The following is a 16981-nucleotide window of genomic DNA, read 5'->3' on the forward strand; positions in this document are numbered from 1 at the left end:
CGCGGAAATCAGTCGTCGGCGACCGACTTCGACCGTTCCTCGTCGGCCTGTGCCGCCCACAGGTCGGCGTAGGCACCACCCTCCACGGCCAGCAGGTCCTCGTGGCTCCCCGCCTCGACGATTTCGCCCTCGTCCATCACGACGATCCGGTCGGCGTCCTTGATCGTCGAGAGGCGGTGGGCGATGACGAAGGCGGTGCGGTCCTCGATCAGGCGGTCGAGGCTCTCCTGGATCAACTCCTCGGTCTCGGTGTCCACGTCGCTCGTGGCCTCGTCGAAGACGATGATTGCGGGGTCGTTGAGCAGCGCGCGAGCGATGGCGACTCGCTGGCGCTGACCACCGGAGAGCTTGATGCCGCGCTCGCCGACCTGCGTGTCGTAGCCGTCGGGGAGGTCCTGTACGAACTCGTGCGCTTCGGCCGCCTTCGCGGCCTCGACGACGCGCTCGCGCACCTCGGCTTCGCGCTCGGCGTCGACCGACCGCTGGTCGCTCTCGATCTCCAGGGCGAGTTCGTCGCCGTACGCGACGTTCTCGGCGACGGTCCCCGAGAACAGGTACGGGTTCTGCTCGACGACGGCGATCTCCTCGCGGAGCCGCCGGAGGTCGAACTCGCGCACGTCGGTCCCGTCGACGCGCACCGCCCCGGAGTCGACATCGTAGAGTCGCGGGACGAGTTTGAGGAGCGTGGATTTGCCCGCGCCGGTCGCGCCCGCGAGGCCCACCGTGGCTCCAGCGGGCACGTCCAGCGAGACGCCGCGGACGACCGGCTCGCCGTCGCCGTAGGCGAATGTCACGTCGTCGAACTCGACCGCGCCGTCGATCTCGTCGGGCCGGGAGGGGGCCGCGGGGTCGGTGATCGTCGGGTCGGTGTCGAGCAGGCCGAACACCCGCTCGGCGCTGGACTTGGCGAGGGTGTACTTGTTCGCGGACTTGCCGATCCGGCGCATCGGCGAGTACAGGCGGCGGAGGTAGAGGAAGAAGGCGGCGAAGCCACCGAGTGTGATGATTCCCGCGTCGCCGTACAGGATGATGTCCCGGCCGCCGATGTAGAGGACGAGGACGAAGACGACACCGGTGAACAGCCTGAGTGTCGCGAAGAACGCCCGGCGGATACGGAGCGCGGCGACTTTCTCGTCGTGGTACTGCTGGCTCTGGGCGGCGACTCGACCCCGCTCGAATCCGTAGCGGTTGAAGGCCTTCACGACCGCGACACCACCGAGGTTGTTCTCAAGGCGCGTGTTCAGCCGGGATACCGTCTGTCGGATCTCCCGGTACCGTGGTTCGATCCAGCGCAGAAAGAGCCAACTCGCGACGCCGATGACCGGCACCGGCGCGAGCGCGATCAGCGCGAGCTGTGGGGAGTAGTAGGTCAACACGATAGCGATGCCGCCGACGGTCGCGAGCATGCGGATGAACTGCCGAAACTCAGTGTTGAGGAACGACTCCAGCCTGTTGATGTCGCTGTTGAGGATCGAGAGCATCCCACCGGTCTGGTGGTTGGCGAAGAAGTCCATCGAGAGGTGCTGGAGGTGGTCGTAGGCGTCGTCGCGGAGGTCTCGCTGGATCTTCTGGGCGGTCGACTGTATCAGATAGCGACCCGCAAAACGCGTCGCCGAGCGGAGCAGGTAGGCCAGGGCTGCGATGAGCACGAGGCGTTCGAGTAACGCCAGCCGGGCCGCCTGGCTCGTAATCGCGCCCGCCGGCACGAGACCGAGTTCGGCGAGCAGTCCCGGCTTCCCGGACTGGTTGATGATCCGGTCGATGGCCGTCGCCACGATGACCGGCGGGACCAGTCGGGCGAAGCGGGTCAGAAACGAGGCGACGATACCGACGGTGAGGGTGAGCCAGTAGGGGCGCGCGTAGCCGACGAGCCGACAGACGGCGTTGCCGTCGACGCTCTCGCGGACGTGCTCGAATCCCCCGTGTTCGTCGGCCATATCCCAGGCAACGGCTCCAGCGTCAAGTATGGCCCGCACTCGGTTCGCAGTCGGCACAAGCGTTTTTTCGGCGGGCCGACGAGGTTCGATGGGGTGCGACTCCCATGCCGATCGCTCCGTACGACCCGCGAGGCGACGACGAAGACCGGAACGCGCCGGACATCGGTGACGTTGTCGAACGGATCATCAACGGGGGCGACGACCCGTCCCCCGGTGCGGCACAGCCGTGACGAGGGGTCGTAACCGCGCGATTTCTTCGGCGGCGACGCGCAACACGTAATGCGCTCGATAATCAAGCGCTGGTGTGGCGAAGCCGCTCCGCTTTCGCGTGTCGAACGAACGGTGGACCGAGGGTCGGGTCCGGTCGGACCTGCTCGGCCCCCTGGATGCCAACCTCGGGGCCGAGATGAGCCGCCCCTGGTTCAAACAGCCGTCGGGCTACGAAGCCCGCCGGTTCGAGATGGACAACGGCGACATCGCCCTGTTCGCCTGGAACGGCCAGGGCTACTGGCTGGGCAACACCGAGACGCCGAGTGCCCTGTGGCGCACGGACAAGTACACCTTCTCGCAGGTGCCCGACCGCATCTCGGAGTGGGCCCAGCGCGAACTGCTGGCCCAGTTACACGAGGAGTCGCCGTGGCTGGCCGACTACCCCACCATCTCGTGGTTTTTCCTCCCCGTCCTGCTCTCGAAGGATGGCCGACACACGACCCGAGAGTTCCTGCACGACCACGCCGCTGGCTTTCCCGACGCCGACCCCGACGAGGGCCTCCAGTTCTACGAAGCGTTCCTGCAGACCGACGCCCTCGAGGACCGGTACACGATGGCGTCGAAACTCGGAACGAGCGAACACCTCAACGTCGGCCGGATGCGCTCGACGATGAGCGAGTTCACCGTCGCCAAGCTCCTCCACGAGGCCGGGTACGAGGTCACCCCCGAGATCGAGGTGACCACCGGCCACTTCATCGACTTCCGCGCGGACGAGAACGGCGAGGGCGTCCTCGTGGAGGTCACCCGGCCGCAACCGCCCGCCGAACGGGCCGCGAGTTCGCCGAGCAAGTCGATCCGCGAGACCGCCGAGACGAAAGTCACCGGCCAGCTGTCCGAACACGAGGGCGGCGTCGTGCTGTTCGTCGACTGTTCCTCCTTCGCCGACCACCACTGGGCGACCCTGCTGGACGAACGGCCGGAGGTCCGACACCGCCCAGCGGTCGTGTTCCGGGCCTGGCCCGACGGTCGAGTCGAAGGGTACACGAAAGGGAGCGTGCCGCTGGATCTACCCGACGGGATCGAGACGACGTGAGACCGGTCGCCGGATCCGCCGAGCGGCACGACCCGTACTAGATTCGATCTGATCCGTACCCCATACAATCGCGTCTATTTCGCGTTTCGAACCCTGTATCGAACTGTGTCCAGCAATCGCGGTGTGAGTCGCATCGCGTCGGTCTCTCGAACACAACGTATAAGTTTGTGTTAGTTCTTGACATGGTGTGTCTAGTGAACGGGTTACAGAACTGACGACAGCGGAGGAACTCCGGGAGGCGTATCCAGTGTTGGAACAGCTCCGGCCCATCGGTGCGGACACGTTTCTGGACGTCTACGACACCATGCGGGCCGAAAGCGGGTACCAGCTGTTCGCCCTCCGGAGCGGTGACGGCGACATCAGAGCACTCGCGGGTGTCGTCGTCGAGACGAACATGTACCACGGCAAACACGCGTGGGTGCACGAACTGGTCGTCGACGAGCCACACCGCGGGGAGGGCCACGGCGGGGAACTCCTCTCGTGGGTCGAGTCGTGGGCCGATGACCGAGACTGCTCGTGTGTCGAACTCGCGTCGGGCCACTGGCGCGACCGGGCACACGAGTTCTACGAAAAGGAGGGCATGGAGAAGTACTGCTACACGTTCAAGACCGAACTGTCCGCCGACAGCCTCTACTGACTGTCTCTCTAACTCGTTTCCGGCAGCGACTCCGGTCGTGTCGACGATTCCGGCAGCGCTCGGTGACGGGACTGCGCCGGAGGGGAACGGCGAATTCGGTCACCCGACAGACGGCGGCCCGAGTGTCACCGTCCTGAGACGGGGTTCGCGAGCGAGTCCGTCACTGCTCCCACTCGGACTCGGCGCGTTCGCCGAGCATCTCCCGGAACTGTTCGGTCGTGCGTTCGAGGAGTTCGCCGGTCGACCAGTCCAGGATGACCCCGTATCGGCGGATCAGGTCGAGTTCGTCCAGTTCGCCGTCTCGATAGCGCTGGGCGACGGCGTCCGGGTCTTCTCGAAGCCAGTCCTCCCGGTTGTCCCGGATGTGGTCGCGTTCCTCGGCCGTGGCGTCGTGATCGATCTCGTACGCACAGATGTCGGGGTCGATGGCTTCGATCACGACGCCGTAGTCCTTCCGGGCGCGCTCGACGGAGACATAGTCGTCTTTGACGTCTTCGAGCACGGCTTCGGGGTCGCGTTCGAGCGGGTCGCCGAACCCGCCACCGCCGGACGACGGCCGGACGAACTCGTCGCCCTCGCTGACGGGGTGGTTCGAGAAGACGGTCCCCATCTCCTCGCGTTCGCCGTCCTGTGTGAGCGTCACGCCGTGGGGGATGCCCGGCAGGCCGCCGTTGATGCCCCAGGTGATGGAACGCGAGCGGTCCGAACAGTAGGACATGACGGCGTTCTCGCAGTCGAGCATGCGGCCGCCCTTCCGGAGGCCACAGCCGCCGCGGAACTCGCCGGGGCCCGCGGAGTCGGTGACGATCTCGTGTTGGCTGGTCAGCAGTGGGGTGTCCCGCTCTTGCCCCTCCAGGGACTGAACGGCCAGGCCGGCACCGAAGACCGGCGCGGTGGCGTTTGCACCGTCTTTGCCGTCGCGGCCGCCCCAGCCGCCGGCCATCCAGTCGTACCAGGCGAACTCCTCGCCCTCGCGGCTCTCCCGTCTGTCGGTCCCACCCGCGAGTAGATACTCCAGGTTGAACGCACACGCCATCGCTCGCTCGGGCAGCACCTCGGACCACAGCTCGAAGATGGCGTTCATCACCTTCTCGTAGGCACCGGCGACCGACCCCGTCACGGGGATCGGCTCGGGCGCGTTGACGACCGTCCCTTCGGGCAGATCGGCGCTGACGACGCGGTACATCCCCGAGTTCAGCGGAACGTCGGGGAAGAACATCTTCGTCCCGGCGATGACCGCCGAGAAGGAGGTCCCGAAGGTGGCGTTGAGGAAGTTGCCGATGAACTCGTCGGACCCCGAGAGGTCGTAGTGAACCTCGTCGCCGTCGATGGTCATCTCGACGTCGACGGTGACGTAGCCTTCCTCCTTGTTGGGATCGGCGTCGATGTAGTCCTGGGTCCGCCAGGTGCCGTCCGGCAGGTCGCGGATCTGCTCGCGCATGATACGTTCGACGTAGTCTTTGGACTCGCCGAAGGCGGTCATGACCGTGTCGACACCGTACTTGTCGACGAGTTCGAGCAGTCGCTCCTCGGCGATGCGAGTCGCCTCGGCCTGGGCGCGCAGGTCGCCCATTCGGTCTTCCGAGAGGCGCATGTTCGTCGTCATGAAGTTGGCGACGTCCTCCCGGAACTCGCCGGCGTCCCAGATCTTCAGCGGCGGGATGCGCAACCCCTCCGCGAAGTGGGAGTTGGCGTCGATGTTGAACGAACCCGGCGCGGGGCCGCCGACGTCCGCCCAGTGGCCGTTGGACTGGGTGACGGCGATGAGTTCGCCATCGTGGAACACCGGTCGCATGATACGCACGTCGTTGATGTGTGTCCCACCGAGATACGGGTCGTTGACGATGTAGACGTCGCCCGGGTTGATGTCGCCCTCGAAGAATTCGAGCGTCTCCTTGCAGGTGTAGTGGAGGGTCCCGACGTGGACGGCGATGTCCTTCGAGCCCTGCATGACCGTGTTCCCTTCGGCGTCGTTGAGACTGTTACTGAAGTCTCGGTTATAGATCACGAACGAGTAACACGTTCGCTGAATCTGTTCTGCCATCCGGTCGACGAGGTTCGTGAACGAACTGCGCAACACCTCGAAGGTGACCGGATCCAGGTCGATGTCCGTCTGCGCTTGCGATTCTGACATTATTTCACCGTGATGATGAGGTTTCCAGTGCGTTCGACTTCCGCGTCGGTGCCTGGCGGGACGACGACCGTCGAGTCCATCTGCTCGACGATGGCCGGCCCCTCGAACGACGCACCGGCGCCTAGTTTCGAGCGGTCGTAGACGTCGGTCTCGACGTACTCGCCCGCGTCGTCGAAGTACGCGTCACGGGTTCCGACGTGGGCGTCCGTGGCTCCCCCGGCGTCGAGTTCGGGGAAGGACGGCTTGTCGACGATCCCCCGACCGGTGACGCGCAGGCCGTAGATTTCGACCTGTTGGTCGGGGTCGGAGTACGCGTACACCTGTTCGTGGTGGTCGTGGAACTGCTCGCGAATGGCTTCCATGCTCTCTATCGGCCGGGCACAGGGAACGTCCAGCGAGCGCCACTGGCCGGCGTAGCGCATCTTGAGTTCGTGGTCCATCCGCATGTCGTCGTCCTCGACGCCCTCTTCGTCGAGGCGCTCGTAGATCTCCGACTCCATCTCCGCGAAGGCCCCCTCGATGTCGTCGACGACGTCCGCCGTCGCGTCCGCGATGAACGTCCGCGAGAGGTCGTGCTCGACGTCGACCAGCAGACAACCGAGTGCCGAGTTGATCCCCGGATACGGGGGGATGATGACCTTCGGGATGCTCATCTGCTTTGCGACGTGTGCGGCGTGCAGCGGGCCCGCGCCGCCGAAGCCCACGAGCGCGAAGTCGCGGGGGTCGTACCCCTTGCTCGTGGAGACCAGTCGGACCGCGTTACACATGTTCGCGACGGCGATCTGCTCGATCGACGACGCCGCCTCGGTGAGGTCGAGGCCGAGCGGGTCTGCGATGTCGCGTTCGATGACTCGCTCTGCCGGTTCGGCCGTCGCCTCCATGTCGCCACCGAGGAACTTGTCGGGGTCGACCCAGCCGAGGACGACGTTCGCATCGGTGGTGGTCGGCTTGTCGCCGCCGCGAAGATAGCAGGCCGGTCCCGGGTCCGCGCCCTGACTCTTCGGGCCGACGCGGAGCGAGCCACCGTCGTCGATCCAGGCGACGGAGCCGCCACCGGCACCGATCGTCTCGATGTCCGTCGAGGGGAACATGATGGGGTAGCCGTATTCGACGGCCCACTCGTCGGTCATCTCGATGTCGCCGTCGTAGGTGAGCGAGACGTCGGCGCTGGTGCCCCCCATGTCGAAGCCGATGGCGTTCCCGAAGCCACACTGTTCGGCGATGTACTGGCTGGCGATGGCGCCGGCGGTCGGCCCGGAGTTGGCGATGCGGGCGGCGTAGTACGCGATGGCCTCCGTCGTCATGACGCCGCCGCCGGAGTGCATCGCCAGCACGTCGCCGTGATACCCGCGGTCGTCCAACTGGTCCGATAGGTCCGTCAGGTACTCCCGGACGACGGGGACCAGTGCCGCGTTGATGACGGTCGTGCTGGTCCGCTCGTGTTCGAACATCTCCGGCAGGATCTCGTGGGAGGTACAGACGAACGCGTCGGGGTGTTCCTCCTCGACGATTTCGGCGATGCGCGCCTCGTGCTCCCCGTTGACGTAGGCGTTGACCAGCGAGACGGCGATCGTATCGATGCCGCGTTTCTCGAAGATGCGGACGACTTCCCGCGTGGCCTCCTCGTCCAGCTGCTCGACGACCGCTCCGGACGCGTCGACGCGCTCGGGGACCCCCAGACGGTCCCGTCGCTGGACGTAGGGGTCGGCAACGTCCTCGTAGGCGTCCCAGAGGTTGTCTTTCGTCGCGTCTCGAATCTCGTGGACGTCGCGGAACCCTTCGGTCGTGATGAGCCCGATCCGCGGGAGTTCGCGCTCGATCAGTGCGTTCGTCCCGACGGTCGAACCGTGTGAGAAGAAGTCCAGGTCCGCGATACCCGTCTCGGCTTTCGTCAGCCCGTTGATCACACCCTCCGCGGGGTTGTCGGGCGTCGACGGCGTCTTCGCGATCTCGATCTCGCCGCTTTCTTCGTCGAACACGATCACGTCGGTGAAGGTCCCACCGATGTCGACACCGGCACGGTTCATAGTATCATTTCACATGTCAGAGTCTACCGAGACCTATTTAATAGTTTTCTTCATTCGTACCCAATCCAATCTCAGAAGTAGAAAAGAGACTCAATTTAACAATCAATGATGGCAGTGAATCGCCGTGAGCCCCCGGCCGGAGGGCCTCGGTGTTCGATAGAGCCAGTTGGTCGAGCGACAGAGAACGCGCTGGTAGTCCACTCCCGTAGATACGCGCTCGGAGACCGTCGACGAGCCGGTCGAACGCTGGGGTGGCGAACGGATCGGGCCGTGGGTAGGCCTCCGGCCCGGAATCGTCACCGGTTGTCAGTGGACGGTTTCGCGAGGGTCGGCGCTGCTCGGTACCTCGTCGCCGAGCCGTGATCGCCCGAAATCACTCCGCGTCGGCGACCATCTCGAACGAGCGCTCGCCCATCTGGTTCTCCTCGAAGACGAACACGCGGCCGTCGGCTCGATCCAGGTCGGCCTCGACGAAGACCCGGTGGGCCTCGTTGCGGACGGTCACACCGGGGAACACGGTGGTCTGCTCGTCTGGTTCGAGCATGACGCGACCGACGCCGGTGTCTTCCAGGATGTCGGCGTGGGTCTTCAGGTCGTTGACGTAAGTCAACACGCCCTGGGTCTCACTGCCGTCGGTGACGAGGACGTGCACGTCCCGGCCGGGCGCGGTCTTCAGCGGGGACTCACGCTTCTGGGGGACACCGCGGTAGAACGCCTCGCGCCCGTCGGTGTACTCGACGGTGATCCCGTCCTCGGTGAGTTCGATCGGCAGGGTCTGCGGGGAGACTTCCTCACGGGTGGTCATACCCGAACGTTCGGTCCCGAGGGCAAAATCCCGTCGGACCGCCGGTAGACTCGCTTCGCTCGACTACCGAGCCCGGCCGCACGCAGTTCGGCCGGACCCGCGACCGGCAACCACCACAGGTAAGTACCGAGATACGAGAGGAACGGATGATGCAAGGTCGGGCCCAGGCCCCCGCGGCAGGGACGGTGTTGAACGCCCTCGCGACCGGGACCGGATCGGCGTTCGCCATCGACGCCTACACGACGGCGACCGTCGAGTTGGACCCGGACGGCGGTGTCGACGGCGAGATCGCCGGCGCACCCGACGCGGACACGCGACTGATCGAACGCTGCGTCGAACGCGTCGTCGAGCGCTTCGGCGACGGGCAGGGCGGCCATGTTCGCACCGAGAGCGAGGTCCCGATGGCGTCCGGCCTGAAGAGTTCGAGCGCGGCCGCCAACGCGACCGTGCTGGCGACGCTGTCGGCGCTCGACGCGACCGACGAGATCGACCGCGAGGACGCCTGCCGGATCGGCGTGCAGGCCGCCCGAGACGCGGGCGTCACGATCACGGGCGCGTTCGACGACGCGAGCGCGAGTATGCTCGGTGGTGTGACGGTGACCGACAACACCGACGACGAGTTGCTGGCGCGCGAGGAACGCGACTGGTCCGTGCTGGTGTGGACGCCGCCGGAACGCTCGTTCTCGGCCGACGCCGACGTGGATCGGTGCGAGCAGGTCGCGCCGATGGCCGAGCTGGTGGCCGACCTCGCTCTCGGCGGCGACTTCGCGCGGGCGATGACGGTCAACGGCCTGGCCTACTGCGCGGCACTCGATTTCCCGACGGAGCCCATCGTCGAGGCGATGCCGCTGGTCGAGGGCGTCTCCCTGTCGGGAACCGGGCCGAGTTTCACTGCGGTCGGGGAGCACAGCGCGCTCGAGACAGTGCGGGATATCTGGACGGAACGAGACGGTAACACATGGCTGACAACGACACAGACCGACGGCGCACAGACGAGATGAACCTGGACGAACTCCGCGAGGAGATCCAGTCCATCGACCGGGAACTCGTGGAGTTGATCGCCCAGCGAACCTACGTGGCCGAGACCATCGCGGCCGTCAAGGAGGAACAGGGCCTCCCGACGACCGACGAGGAACAGGAACAGGCCGTGATGGAACGTGCCGGCGAGAACGCCGAACGGTTCGACGTCGACTCGAACCTCGTCAAGGCCGTCTTCCGCCTGTTGATCGAGTTGAACAAGGTCGAACAGCGCGAGTCCCGATAACGTACCTTTGTAACGGGCCCGCCGAAACGGGGCGTATGGACGGCGACGAGTCCGTGTCGGGGGAAGGCGACCTCCGTGCGACGGTTCGGTTTTACCTGCTGGACCACCGGACGTACCTCGGGAAGGCCATCGATATCGCCTTGCTCCTGTTGAATCTGCTGTTCGTCTGTCTGTTCGTCGTCGAGACGTACCCGGTCGCGGATCGGTTCCAGAACCTGCTGTGGACGCTCGAAGTCGCCATCGCGGCCGTATTCGCAGTCGAGTACCTCGTTCGACTCTACGGTGCGGAACACCGGCTCGCAGAGTTCCTGAACGGCTACACGATGGTGGACCTGCTGGCGATCCTGCCGACGCTGTTGCTCGTCGCGTTCCCGGCGTCGGTCTTCGCGGTCGACGTGGGGTTCCTGCGCGTTCTCCGCATCGTCCGGTTCTTGCGCTTCTACCGGTTCACACGGGACGCAGAGTTTTTCTTCGGCACCGTCTCGGACAACACCCTGCGGGCGATGAAACTGCTGCTCACGATTCTGGTCCTCCTGTCGGCGTCGGCCGGGCTCTTCTACAGCGCCGAACACGGCGTCAATCCGAACGTCGACACGTTCGGGGACGCGTTCTACTACACCGTCGTGACGCTCTCGACGGTCGGCTTCGGCGACATCGTCCCGATGACGGCGGCGGGCAAGTGGGTCACCGTGGCGTCGATCCTCGCGGCGATCATCGTCATCCCACGACAGGCGAGCAAGATCCTCAAGGAGTGGACCAGCCGGGAGAGAGTCAACGTCACCTGCCCCGAGTGTGGCCTTTCTTATCACGATCCGGACGCCTCACACTGCAAGGCCTGTGGGCACGTCGTCTATCAGGAACACGATTCCCGGGAGTGACCTGCCCGTCAGTACTCCCAGCGGCGGTCGATCCGTTCGGCGATCTCGGGGTGGGCGGCCCGGAGCGTTTCCACGTCCCTCTCGCCGTCGACGTTGACGACGTGGATCTCGCCGCGACGGCCACCGTACACGTCCTGGAAGTCGTACACGGTGCCGACGGCGGTGACCGAATCGGGGACGTCGTCGCTCTCACGGAGGAACTGGACCTGCCGGTCGACGTTGTACTCGACGAGGTGGTTGATGGAATCGGGTCGGGAGAGGTCCGCGGGCAACCGGTCCACGCCCGGTTCGAGCTGGGGCTTCAGCAGGTCGAGACAGTGGCCGATCCCGTCGGGTTCGGACACGCCGTGTGTGAGTGCGTCGTACGTGGCGGTGACGGCCCCACAGCCCGTGTGGCCCACGACGACGGCGATCTCGGTGCCCGTGTGTTCGATGGGGTAGAGCACGTCGCCGGAGACGGTCTCGCCGACCGCGGTCCGCTGGACGACGCGGTTGCCGATGTTGCCACAGGTGAAGAGGTGCCCGGGTTCGTCGTTTCCCCAGATGTGATCCTGGAGGACGCGCGAGTCCGAACAGCAGACGGTGACGGCCTCGGGATGCTGGGCGTCTTGCACGTCGTCGAACCGTGCGTCGAACGTGGCGGCGTGGTCGGCGTTCCGCGCCAGCAGGTCGACGAACGTCTGATCCATACCCAAGACGCACACGGTACCGACGTAACTCTTGTTTTCCCACGAAAACCCGACAGAAGGGGGATCGAACCGCGACCGCCGTCGGACGCGGTCGCGGCGGCGAAGCGACGGACTACAGCGAGTAGTCGTCGTCACCGGGTTCGTCGCGCATGGCGGGGTCCTGCTGGTCGGCGACCGACTGCTGGAACATGTCGCCGCCGAGTTCTTCGCTCTCCTCCTCGATGGGGCCGTAGGCCGACAGACCCTGCGTGAGCAGTTTCTCGACGGCCTCGTCCCAGTTGACGAATTCGCCCTGGCTCACCATTCGTTCGATATCGTTCTCGACGCGGTCGGACAGCTCCATCTCTATCTTGGCCATACCCCCGCTCAGGGTAACAGGTAGGTAAGGTTTGGGTCTGGTATGTGAGGCCGAAACCGGACCGACAGTGACAGCGCCACCGGCCGGCGAGAGACCGGGTAAGCTGGGCGTACGTGTGGGACACCGGGGCCGTCGGCAGGCGCCCGGCCGGGAAGGAGAGCCTTTCCGGACGAACGATGTCCGGCGTTTATTCGGACTGCCGTGGCACCGAGAGATGCTATGTCTGGGGAACCGAGTACCGGCGGTGAGCAGCGGATATCGAGCGACGAGGAGACGATCCGTACGTGGGCGACCGAACACGACGTGGTCCCGGTCCGGTTCGAGGGGTCGTCCGGCGAGCGGTTCGAGCTGATTCCCGAGTCGGAGATCGGAGCCGATCGCCAGCGGGTCGACTGGGAGACGTTCGCGACCGAACTGGACGCGAAAGACGAGCTAGTCGTCGAGTACGGTTCGGACCGTGATCGACCGCTGGCGGTCCTCGAGCGCGAGGACGCGATGGCGCAGGCGGGCCTCGACGACGCGGAGTTCGAAGAGCGGCTCATCACGGGCGAGACGGTGACGACCCAGGTCGAGGAGACCGCCGTCGTCGAGACCGTCGTCCACGAGGAAGCGACCGTCGAGAGCGAACTCGTCGGCGAAGACGTCACGGACGAGACGGTCGTGGACGTACGGCTGGCCGACCGCGAATGTACGAGCTGTGATCTCGTCACGGACGAGACGCCGGCGGCGGCGGATCGCTTCGACCGGGGTCGGTACGAGGCGGCCACCCGTGACGAAGCGGGGATCGCCCGCGGTGAGGGCGCACAGATCGAGGGCGACGACGTGCCCTACGGGGCCGACCTCGACGTCAGGGAGACGTGGACGGTCACGCGCCGGGTCGTCGACGAGTACACCGTCGAGAGCCGTGTCACGGGCGTCGACGTGAGCGAGGACGAGGCCGTCCGAGGGCAGGACGTCGACGTCGAGGGGCTCCACCGCTCCATCGTCGAGGAGGGTCTCGTCGAACTCGACGGGGCACCCGACGACGTGCTCGCGCAGTGTGAGATCGAGAGCGAGTTCGAGGAAGACGACCGGATCAGGACACAGTTCGAGCGTGAACGGACCGTCGAGGACGAGGTGGTCGACCGACTGCACCTCCACGCTGCGATCACCGACGGCGAGTACGGGGATCTCGAGATCCTCGAGACGCGCGACGTCAGCGAGACCGGGACGATGGCCGGCGAAGGGAGGGGCCGGATCGGCGACGACGAGGTCGGCAAGCGCGTGGTCGACGCCACCGGCGACGACGTGGGCGAGGTCACGGCTGTCGAATCGGACGGGTCGGTCGTGTACGTCGACCCCCACCAGGGAATCACCGACCGGATCATGTCGACGCTCGGCTGGGGCGACGACGACGACGAGAGCTACCCCATCAGGACCGAACACGTCGAGCGAATCACCGACGACCGGATCGTGCTGAAAGAAGAGGAACAACTGGTCAGGAGCTAGTCGGCAGAATCCGTGAACGTCTCGGCGAGCGCGTCGAGGGCCTCGTGGTGTTCGGTGGTGTGTGGGGCCGTCAGCGGTGAGACACTGACTTGGCCGTCGACGACGGCACGACGGTCGGTCCCCTCGGGGTCGGGAATGTCGCCCTCCCCCATCAGTTCCCAGATGCGGTCGTGGAGGGTGATCTCCCCGTCGTGACGCTCGGCGTCCATCATGTAGGTCCGGGAGGGTTCGGTGACGACCATCTCCGCGGGCCCGTCACCGCCCTGATCGGGGACGGGCGCGTTGACGTTGAGGTAGTCCGCCCGCTCGAAGACGCCGGCGTCGAGGGCGTGGTCGGCGAGGTACCGCGTCGCGCGGGCGGCGTTGTCGTAGGCAGCCAGTTCGACGTCGATGTCGGTGTAGCTGGTGTCTTCGCTGACGGGGACGTACAGGGAGACGGCGATGGCCGGTACGTCGAAGAAGGTGGCTTCGACGGCGGCGCTGACGGTGCCCGAGCGACCGAGCACGTAGGCGCCGAGGTTGGCACCCTGGTTACACCCCGCGACGACGAGGTCGGCGTCGGGGACCAGCGTGCCCAGGCCCGCGATCACGCAGTCGGCCGGCGTCCCCTCGATGGCGTAACCGAGTTCGTGTTCGTGGATCTCGACGTTGTGTGAGAGCGCGCGGCCGACGGCGCTTTGATCGGCGGCGGGAGCGACGGCCGTCACCGTCCCGACGGCCGAGAGCGCTTCGTAGAGGGCGCGAAACCCGGTGCTCTCGATGCCGTCGTCGTTCGTCAACAGAATCTCCGGATCGGCCATGTGAAGTCGTAGGACGGCCCTCGCAAAAGCCCACCGCTCACCCGCGACGCTCGGGAACTGAGTCGGAACCAGTTTTTATATGACGCCTTTTATAAGATATCGCGTATGGCTGAGGAGAGGACCCCACCGGAGGACCTGTCGTTGCTCGGGAGTTGCCGGTGGCTGTTGTTCGACCAGTTCGACGAGTCGCGGGCCGACCGACTCCGGAGCGCGTTCGTCTTCATCGGGCTGGCGACGAGTTTTCTCGCCTTCGTCGCGGCCACGTCGGCGCTGTTACAGAGCGTCGGACTCTGGTGGGTCGGGCTGATTCTCGGACTCCTCGGCGCGGGGACGCTGGCGTTCGTCTGGCTCCTGGCGCTCGGCTCGTTCGCGGAGTGGTTCGAGAGCGGCGAGGGCCTGGGCGCGGACACGGAGTAGCTCAGGCGGCTGCGGGTACCCGGTCGACGACGGACTCGCCGTCGACGACCAAGTTGTAGGCTTCTTCGTCGTCGTTCCAGAGCGCCAGCACGTTCTCACAGACCAGCAGGTCGCCGTACGCGGCCGTCGCCAGGTCGCGGTTCAGCGCCGACTCCTTGGTGAGGACGGCGTAGTGAGCCACCCGTTCGCTCCCGTCGCCGATCTTGAACAGCGGGTTGGCGTCATCGCCGGCGAGGTCGTGGCTCAGCTTGATCGCCGCCACGTCGATGCGGTTCGAGACGTGCGTGTCCATCTCGGCCATCCGGGCGAACTCGCTGACCGATGGCGAGAAGTCGATCCGGCGCTGTCCGTCGGGCCGCATGATCGTGTAGGCGTACTGCACGTCGGCGTTGACGAACTCGCCTGGCTCGTGGTCTGGGTCGCTGGCCGCCTCGTCCAAGCGACGCTGGAACGCCGGCGTGTCGAGATCGGGCTTGACGTCGAACGACCAGCCCTCGTCGCTCGGCGTCGCCGACGGCCAGAGCCGGACCGCCGGCGCGTAGACGGACAATCCGTCCTCGACGGCGCGTTCGACCTCGCGCAGTCCGATCGCAGTCTCGCGGTCGGCGGGCGCGAGTGCGACCAGCGAGCCGTCCGCTGCGAGCGCGTTCCGGTAGCGGTCGACCACGCCGCCGGGATCGTCGAGTTCGCTCAGGACGTTGGCGAAGAGGATCAGGTCGTACTCCCCGTCGGGTTCGAAGTCCTCGGCGGTGGCCTCGTGGACCGTCGTCCGGAAGTTCCGGCCGGTTTCGTCGAGCAGGGCCGAGAGGACGGCGGTCGCCGCGCTCGGTTCGACGGCGTGATACTCGACCAGCGCGTCCTCGGGCACCAGATCGGCCAGCCCCAGCGCGGGGCCGCCGACGCCCGCCCCTACGTCGAGGACGCGCAGTTTCCGGGGCAGCAAGCCGTCCGCGATCAGATCCGAGAGGACGTACTGGACGGCGGCGTAGTAGTCCGGGAGGTGATACAGGGCGTAAGCGAGTGCGGTTTCCTCGTCGTACTCCACGTCGTTGCCCCACAGGTAGTCGGTCTTCAGGTCGCGAATCCGCTCGCGGATCGCGTCGCCGGACTCGCCGTCGGGCCAGCCCGCGCCGTATTCGTCCACGAACAGTTCCTCGAGCACCATCGAGTACGCCGACGGGAAGTCCTCGACGCCGTGGAAGGGGACAGAGAGCGGACCGGCCTCGACGGGCTCGAAGGTTCCGTCGTCGTTCTCCAGTAGTCCGAGGTCGAACGCGTCCTCCCGCAGGACCCGCATGATCGTGGCCGGGTGGGGTTGGCCTTCGACGTACTCCTGGATCTCCTCGGGGTCGATGGGCCGGACCGACTGGAGGTACTGGGCGTTGTCCCGGACCTGTTCGCGCTGGTCGGCGTTCATCGGTGGTCACCCGCGTCGCGGTACAGGTTCCCGAAGGCGTCGTCGTCGGCCGCCGCGATCTCCTCGGCCGCCGCGGCCACGTCGCTGGCTCCCTCGAAGGCGCTCTGGATGTCGGCGTACACGCGTGGATCGCCGCCCGTGACCTGTTCGAGGAGGTCGAACAACGCGGCGGAGACCGGCGTCTGGAACTGCTCGGGCACGTCGTCGGCGGCCAGGCCGAACGCGAGGATGGCGGCGTGGGCCTTCGCCTGGACGGTCTCCATGGCTCGGTCGTGTTCGGCGGCGGTGGTCTCGAAGACATTGTTGCCGCGGGCCAGCAGTGCCTCCTGGATCACGTCGGTCGTCGGCCCGGCGGCGTCGACGACGGCGGCGACGTTCCCGGGTTCGTTCGCCGGGGCGAACAGCGGGTGGAGGCTCAGCCGTTCGCGGTCGGGGGCCGCCTCGCGCATCGCGGCGACGGGTTCGGCGGCGACGCCGGTCACGTCGACAAGCGCGTCCTCCGCGCGGCCGGCGTGGGTGGCGATGGCCTCGACGGCGACCGGGATCGGGACCGCGATACAGACCGCAGTAAAGGACTCGTCGGTGTCGAGCGGGACGGTTCGGCCGTCCACGGCGTCGGCGGCGGTGCTCGCGGCCGCGTCGTCGGGATCGGCGAAGGCGACGGCCGCGTCGTCGGGGCCCGCCCGAACCGCGTCGGCGAACCACCGGCCCATCGCGCCGGCACCGACCACGAGTACGTTCATGGAGACGTGGTAACCGTGGCCCGCTCAAAAGCGGTTCGGGTCGGCGACCACGAGCCTTTTACCGCCGCGCTGACGCTATCCGAC

General features: G+C 66.4%; 17 protein-coding genes. 8 read left to right on the forward strand and 9 right to left on the reverse strand.

Going from position 1 to position 16981, the window contains the following annotated elements; genetic code table 11:
• Window positions 1–8: 8 nt before the first annotated feature.
• Complete coding sequence (locus tag EAF64_RS10420) at window positions 9–1937, reverse strand: ABC transporter ATP-binding protein (protein ID WP_129068921.1); 1929 nt, start codon at window positions 1935–1937, stop codon at window positions 9–11.
• Between the two features lie 104 nt (window positions 1938–2041).
• Here EAF64_RS10420 and EAF64_RS21625 point away from each other — a divergent pair, with 104 nt between their 5' ends.
• The 3 genes from EAF64_RS21625 to EAF64_RS10430 all read left to right on the forward strand — a co-directional run bounded on the left by EAF64_RS21625 (window position 2042) and on the right by EAF64_RS10430 (window position 3877).
• Window positions 2042–2167 (forward strand): hypothetical protein, encoded by a 126-nt coding sequence (locus EAF64_RS21625; protein WP_267899433.1) that lies wholly within the window; start codon window positions 2042–2044, stop codon window positions 2165–2167.
• 74 nt (window positions 2168–2241) lie between these two features.
• Window positions 2242–3240 (forward strand): DUF5784 family protein, encoded by a 999-nt coding sequence (locus EAF64_RS10425; RefSeq protein WP_129068922.1) that lies wholly within the window; start codon window positions 2242–2244, stop codon window positions 3238–3240.
• A gap of 187 nt (window positions 3241–3427) precedes the next feature.
• Entirely contained in the window at window positions 3428–3877 is a 450-nt protein-coding gene (locus EAF64_RS10430) for a GNAT family N-acetyltransferase (RefSeq protein WP_129068923.1), read from the forward strand.
• Between the two features lie 160 nt (window positions 3878–4037).
• Here EAF64_RS10430 and EAF64_RS10435 read toward each other — a convergent pair whose 3' ends face one another.
• From EAF64_RS10435 to EAF64_RS10445, 3 genes are all read right to left on the reverse strand, one after another.
• Entirely contained in the window at window positions 4038–6011 is a 1974-nt protein-coding gene (locus EAF64_RS10435) for a hydantoinase B/oxoprolinase family protein (RefSeq protein ID WP_129068924.1), read from the reverse strand.
• Window positions 6011–8038 carry a hydantoinase/oxoprolinase family protein gene (locus EAF64_RS10440; protein ID WP_129068925.1) on the reverse strand — a complete coding sequence of 676 codons (2028 nt, stop codon included), beginning with the start codon at window positions 8036–8038 and terminating at the stop codon, window positions 6011–6013. The genes EAF64_RS10435 and EAF64_RS10440 overlap by 1 nt, the downstream gene beginning before the upstream one ends.
• A 373-nt stretch (window positions 8039–8411) precedes the next feature.
• Window positions 8412–8843 (reverse strand): DUF5796 family protein, encoded by a 432-nt coding sequence (locus EAF64_RS10445; protein WP_129068926.1) that lies wholly within the window; start codon window positions 8841–8843, stop codon window positions 8412–8414.
• 149 nt (window positions 8844–8992) lie between these two features.
• Between EAF64_RS10445 and EAF64_RS10450 the strand changes: the two genes are divergently transcribed.
• Genes EAF64_RS10450 through EAF64_RS10460 form a run of 3 tightly spaced genes read left to right on the forward strand, consistent with a single transcriptional unit; the run spans window position 8993 to window position 10985 of the window.
• Window positions 8993–9844 carry a shikimate kinase gene (locus EAF64_RS10450; RefSeq protein ID WP_129068927.1) on the forward strand — a complete coding sequence of 284 codons (852 nt, stop codon included), beginning with the start codon at window positions 8993–8995 and terminating at the stop codon, window positions 9842–9844.
• Window positions 9802–10107 carry a chorismate mutase gene (locus tag EAF64_RS10455; RefSeq protein ID WP_129068928.1) on the forward strand — a complete coding sequence of 102 codons (306 nt, stop codon included), beginning with the start codon at window positions 9802–9804 and terminating at the stop codon, window positions 10105–10107. Before EAF64_RS10450 ends, EAF64_RS10455 begins: the two co-directional genes overlap by 43 nt.
• Before the next feature lie 35 nt (window positions 10108–10142).
• Window positions 10143–10985, forward strand: a complete 843-nt coding sequence (locus EAF64_RS10460) for a potassium channel family protein (protein ID WP_129068929.1) — start codon at window positions 10143–10145, stop codon at window positions 10983–10985.
• An 8-nt stretch (window positions 10986–10993) separates the two neighbouring features.
• Here the strand turns inward: EAF64_RS10460 and EAF64_RS10465 are convergent, their stop codons facing one another.
• Entirely contained in the window at window positions 10994–11674 is a 681-nt protein-coding gene (locus EAF64_RS10465) for a carbonic anhydrase (protein WP_129068930.1), read from the reverse strand.
• A 112-nt stretch (window positions 11675–11786) separates the two neighbouring features.
• Window positions 11787–12032, reverse strand: a complete 246-nt coding sequence (locus tag EAF64_RS10470) for a DUF7120 family protein (RefSeq protein ID WP_129068931.1) — start codon at window positions 12030–12032, stop codon at window positions 11787–11789.
• A gap of 219 nt (window positions 12033–12251) precedes the next feature.
• On the opposite strand from EAF64_RS10470, the gene EAF64_RS10475 reads away from it, so the two are divergent.
• Window positions 12252–13520, forward strand: coding sequence for a hypothetical protein (locus EAF64_RS10475; RefSeq protein ID WP_129068932.1), 1269 nt, complete (start codon window positions 12252–12254; stop codon window positions 13518–13520).
• Here the strand turns inward: EAF64_RS10475 and surE are convergent.
• Window positions 13517–14320: a 5'/3'-nucleotidase SurE gene (gene surE, locus EAF64_RS10480; RefSeq protein WP_129068933.1), complete on the reverse strand. Its 804-nt coding sequence runs from the start codon at window positions 14318–14320 to the stop codon at window positions 13517–13519. The two genes, EAF64_RS10475 and surE, sit on opposite strands and share 4 nt — an antisense overlap.
• 105 nt (window positions 14321–14425) lie before the next feature.
• On the opposite strand from surE, the gene EAF64_RS10485 reads away from it, so the two are divergent.
• Window positions 14426–14737: a hypothetical protein gene (locus EAF64_RS10485; RefSeq protein ID WP_129068934.1), complete on the forward strand. Its 312-nt coding sequence runs from the start codon at window positions 14426–14428 to the stop codon at window positions 14735–14737.
• 1 nt (window position 14738) lies between these two features.
• Here the strand turns inward: EAF64_RS10485 and EAF64_RS10490 are convergent, their stop codons facing one another.
• Both EAF64_RS10490 and EAF64_RS10495 read right to left on the reverse strand, forming a co-directional pair.
• On the reverse strand, window positions 14739–16154 hold the full coding sequence (locus tag EAF64_RS10490) for a small ribosomal subunit Rsm22 family protein (RefSeq protein ID WP_129068935.1): 1416 nt from the start codon (window positions 16152–16154) through the stop codon (window positions 14739–14741).
• Window positions 16151–16897 (reverse strand): prephenate dehydrogenase/arogenate dehydrogenase family protein, encoded by a 747-nt coding sequence (locus EAF64_RS10495; protein WP_129068936.1) that lies wholly within the window; start codon window positions 16895–16897, stop codon window positions 16151–16153. Before EAF64_RS10495 ends, EAF64_RS10490 begins: the two co-directional genes overlap by 4 nt.
• Window positions 16898–16981 lie beyond the last annotated feature (84 nt).

The organism is Halorientalis pallida (genome assembly GCF_004118325.1).
Taxonomy (GTDB): Archaea; Halobacteriota; Halobacteria; order Halobacteriales; family Haloarculaceae; genus Halorientalis; species Halorientalis pallida.

What these genes read in the sequence shown, in the direction of transcription:
- EAF64_RS10420 (WP_129068921.1), bottom strand. Translation starts at nt 1,937, where the DNA reads ATGGCCGACGAACACGGGGGATTCGAGCACGTCCGCGAGAGCGTCGAC.
- EAF64_RS21625 (WP_267899433.1), top strand. Translation starts at nt 2,042, where the DNA reads ATGCCGATCGCTCCGTACGACCCGCGAGGCGACGACGAAGACCGGAAC.
- EAF64_RS10435 (WP_129068924.1), bottom strand. Translation starts at nt 6,011, where the DNA reads ATGTCAGAATCGCAAGCGCAGACGGACATCGACCTGGATCCGGTCACC.
- EAF64_RS10440 (WP_129068925.1), bottom strand. Translation starts at nt 8,038, where the DNA reads ATGAACCGTGCCGGTGTCGACATCGGTGGGACCTTCACCGACGTGATC.
- EAF64_RS10445 (WP_129068926.1), bottom strand. Translation starts at nt 8,843, where the DNA reads ATGACCACCCGTGAGGAAGTCTCCCCGCAGACCCTGCCGATCGAACTC.
- EAF64_RS10450 (WP_129068927.1), top strand. Translation starts at nt 8,993, where the DNA reads ATGCAAGGTCGGGCCCAGGCCCCCGCGGCAGGGACGGTGTTGAACGCC.
- EAF64_RS10455 (WP_129068928.1), top strand. Translation starts at nt 9,802, where the DNA reads ATGGCTGACAACGACACAGACCGACGGCGCACAGACGAGATGAACCTG.
- EAF64_RS10460 (WP_129068929.1), top strand. Translation starts at nt 10,143, where the DNA reads ATGGACGGCGACGAGTCCGTGTCGGGGGAAGGCGACCTCCGTGCGACG.
- EAF64_RS10465 (WP_129068930.1), bottom strand. Translation starts at nt 11,674, where the DNA reads ATGGATCAGACGTTCGTCGACCTGCTGGCGCGGAACGCCGACCACGCC.
- EAF64_RS10470 (WP_129068931.1), bottom strand. Translation starts at nt 12,032, where the DNA reads ATGGCCAAGATAGAGATGGAGCTGTCCGACCGCGTCGAGAACGATATC.
- EAF64_RS10475 (WP_129068932.1), top strand. Translation starts at nt 12,252, where the DNA reads ATGTCTGGGGAACCGAGTACCGGCGGTGAGCAGCGGATATCGAGCGAC.
- surE (WP_129068933.1), bottom strand. Translation starts at nt 14,320, where the DNA reads ATGGCCGATCCGGAGATTCTGTTGACGAACGACGACGGCATCGAGAGC.
- EAF64_RS10485 (WP_129068934.1), top strand. Translation starts at nt 14,426, where the DNA reads ATGGCTGAGGAGAGGACCCCACCGGAGGACCTGTCGTTGCTCGGGAGT.
- EAF64_RS10490 (WP_129068935.1), bottom strand. Translation starts at nt 16,154, where the DNA reads ATGAACGCCGACCAGCGCGAACAGGTCCGGGACAACGCCCAGTACCTC.
- EAF64_RS10495 (WP_129068936.1), bottom strand. Translation starts at nt 16,897, where the DNA reads ATGAACGTACTCGTGGTCGGTGCCGGCGCGATGGGCCGGTGGTTCGCC.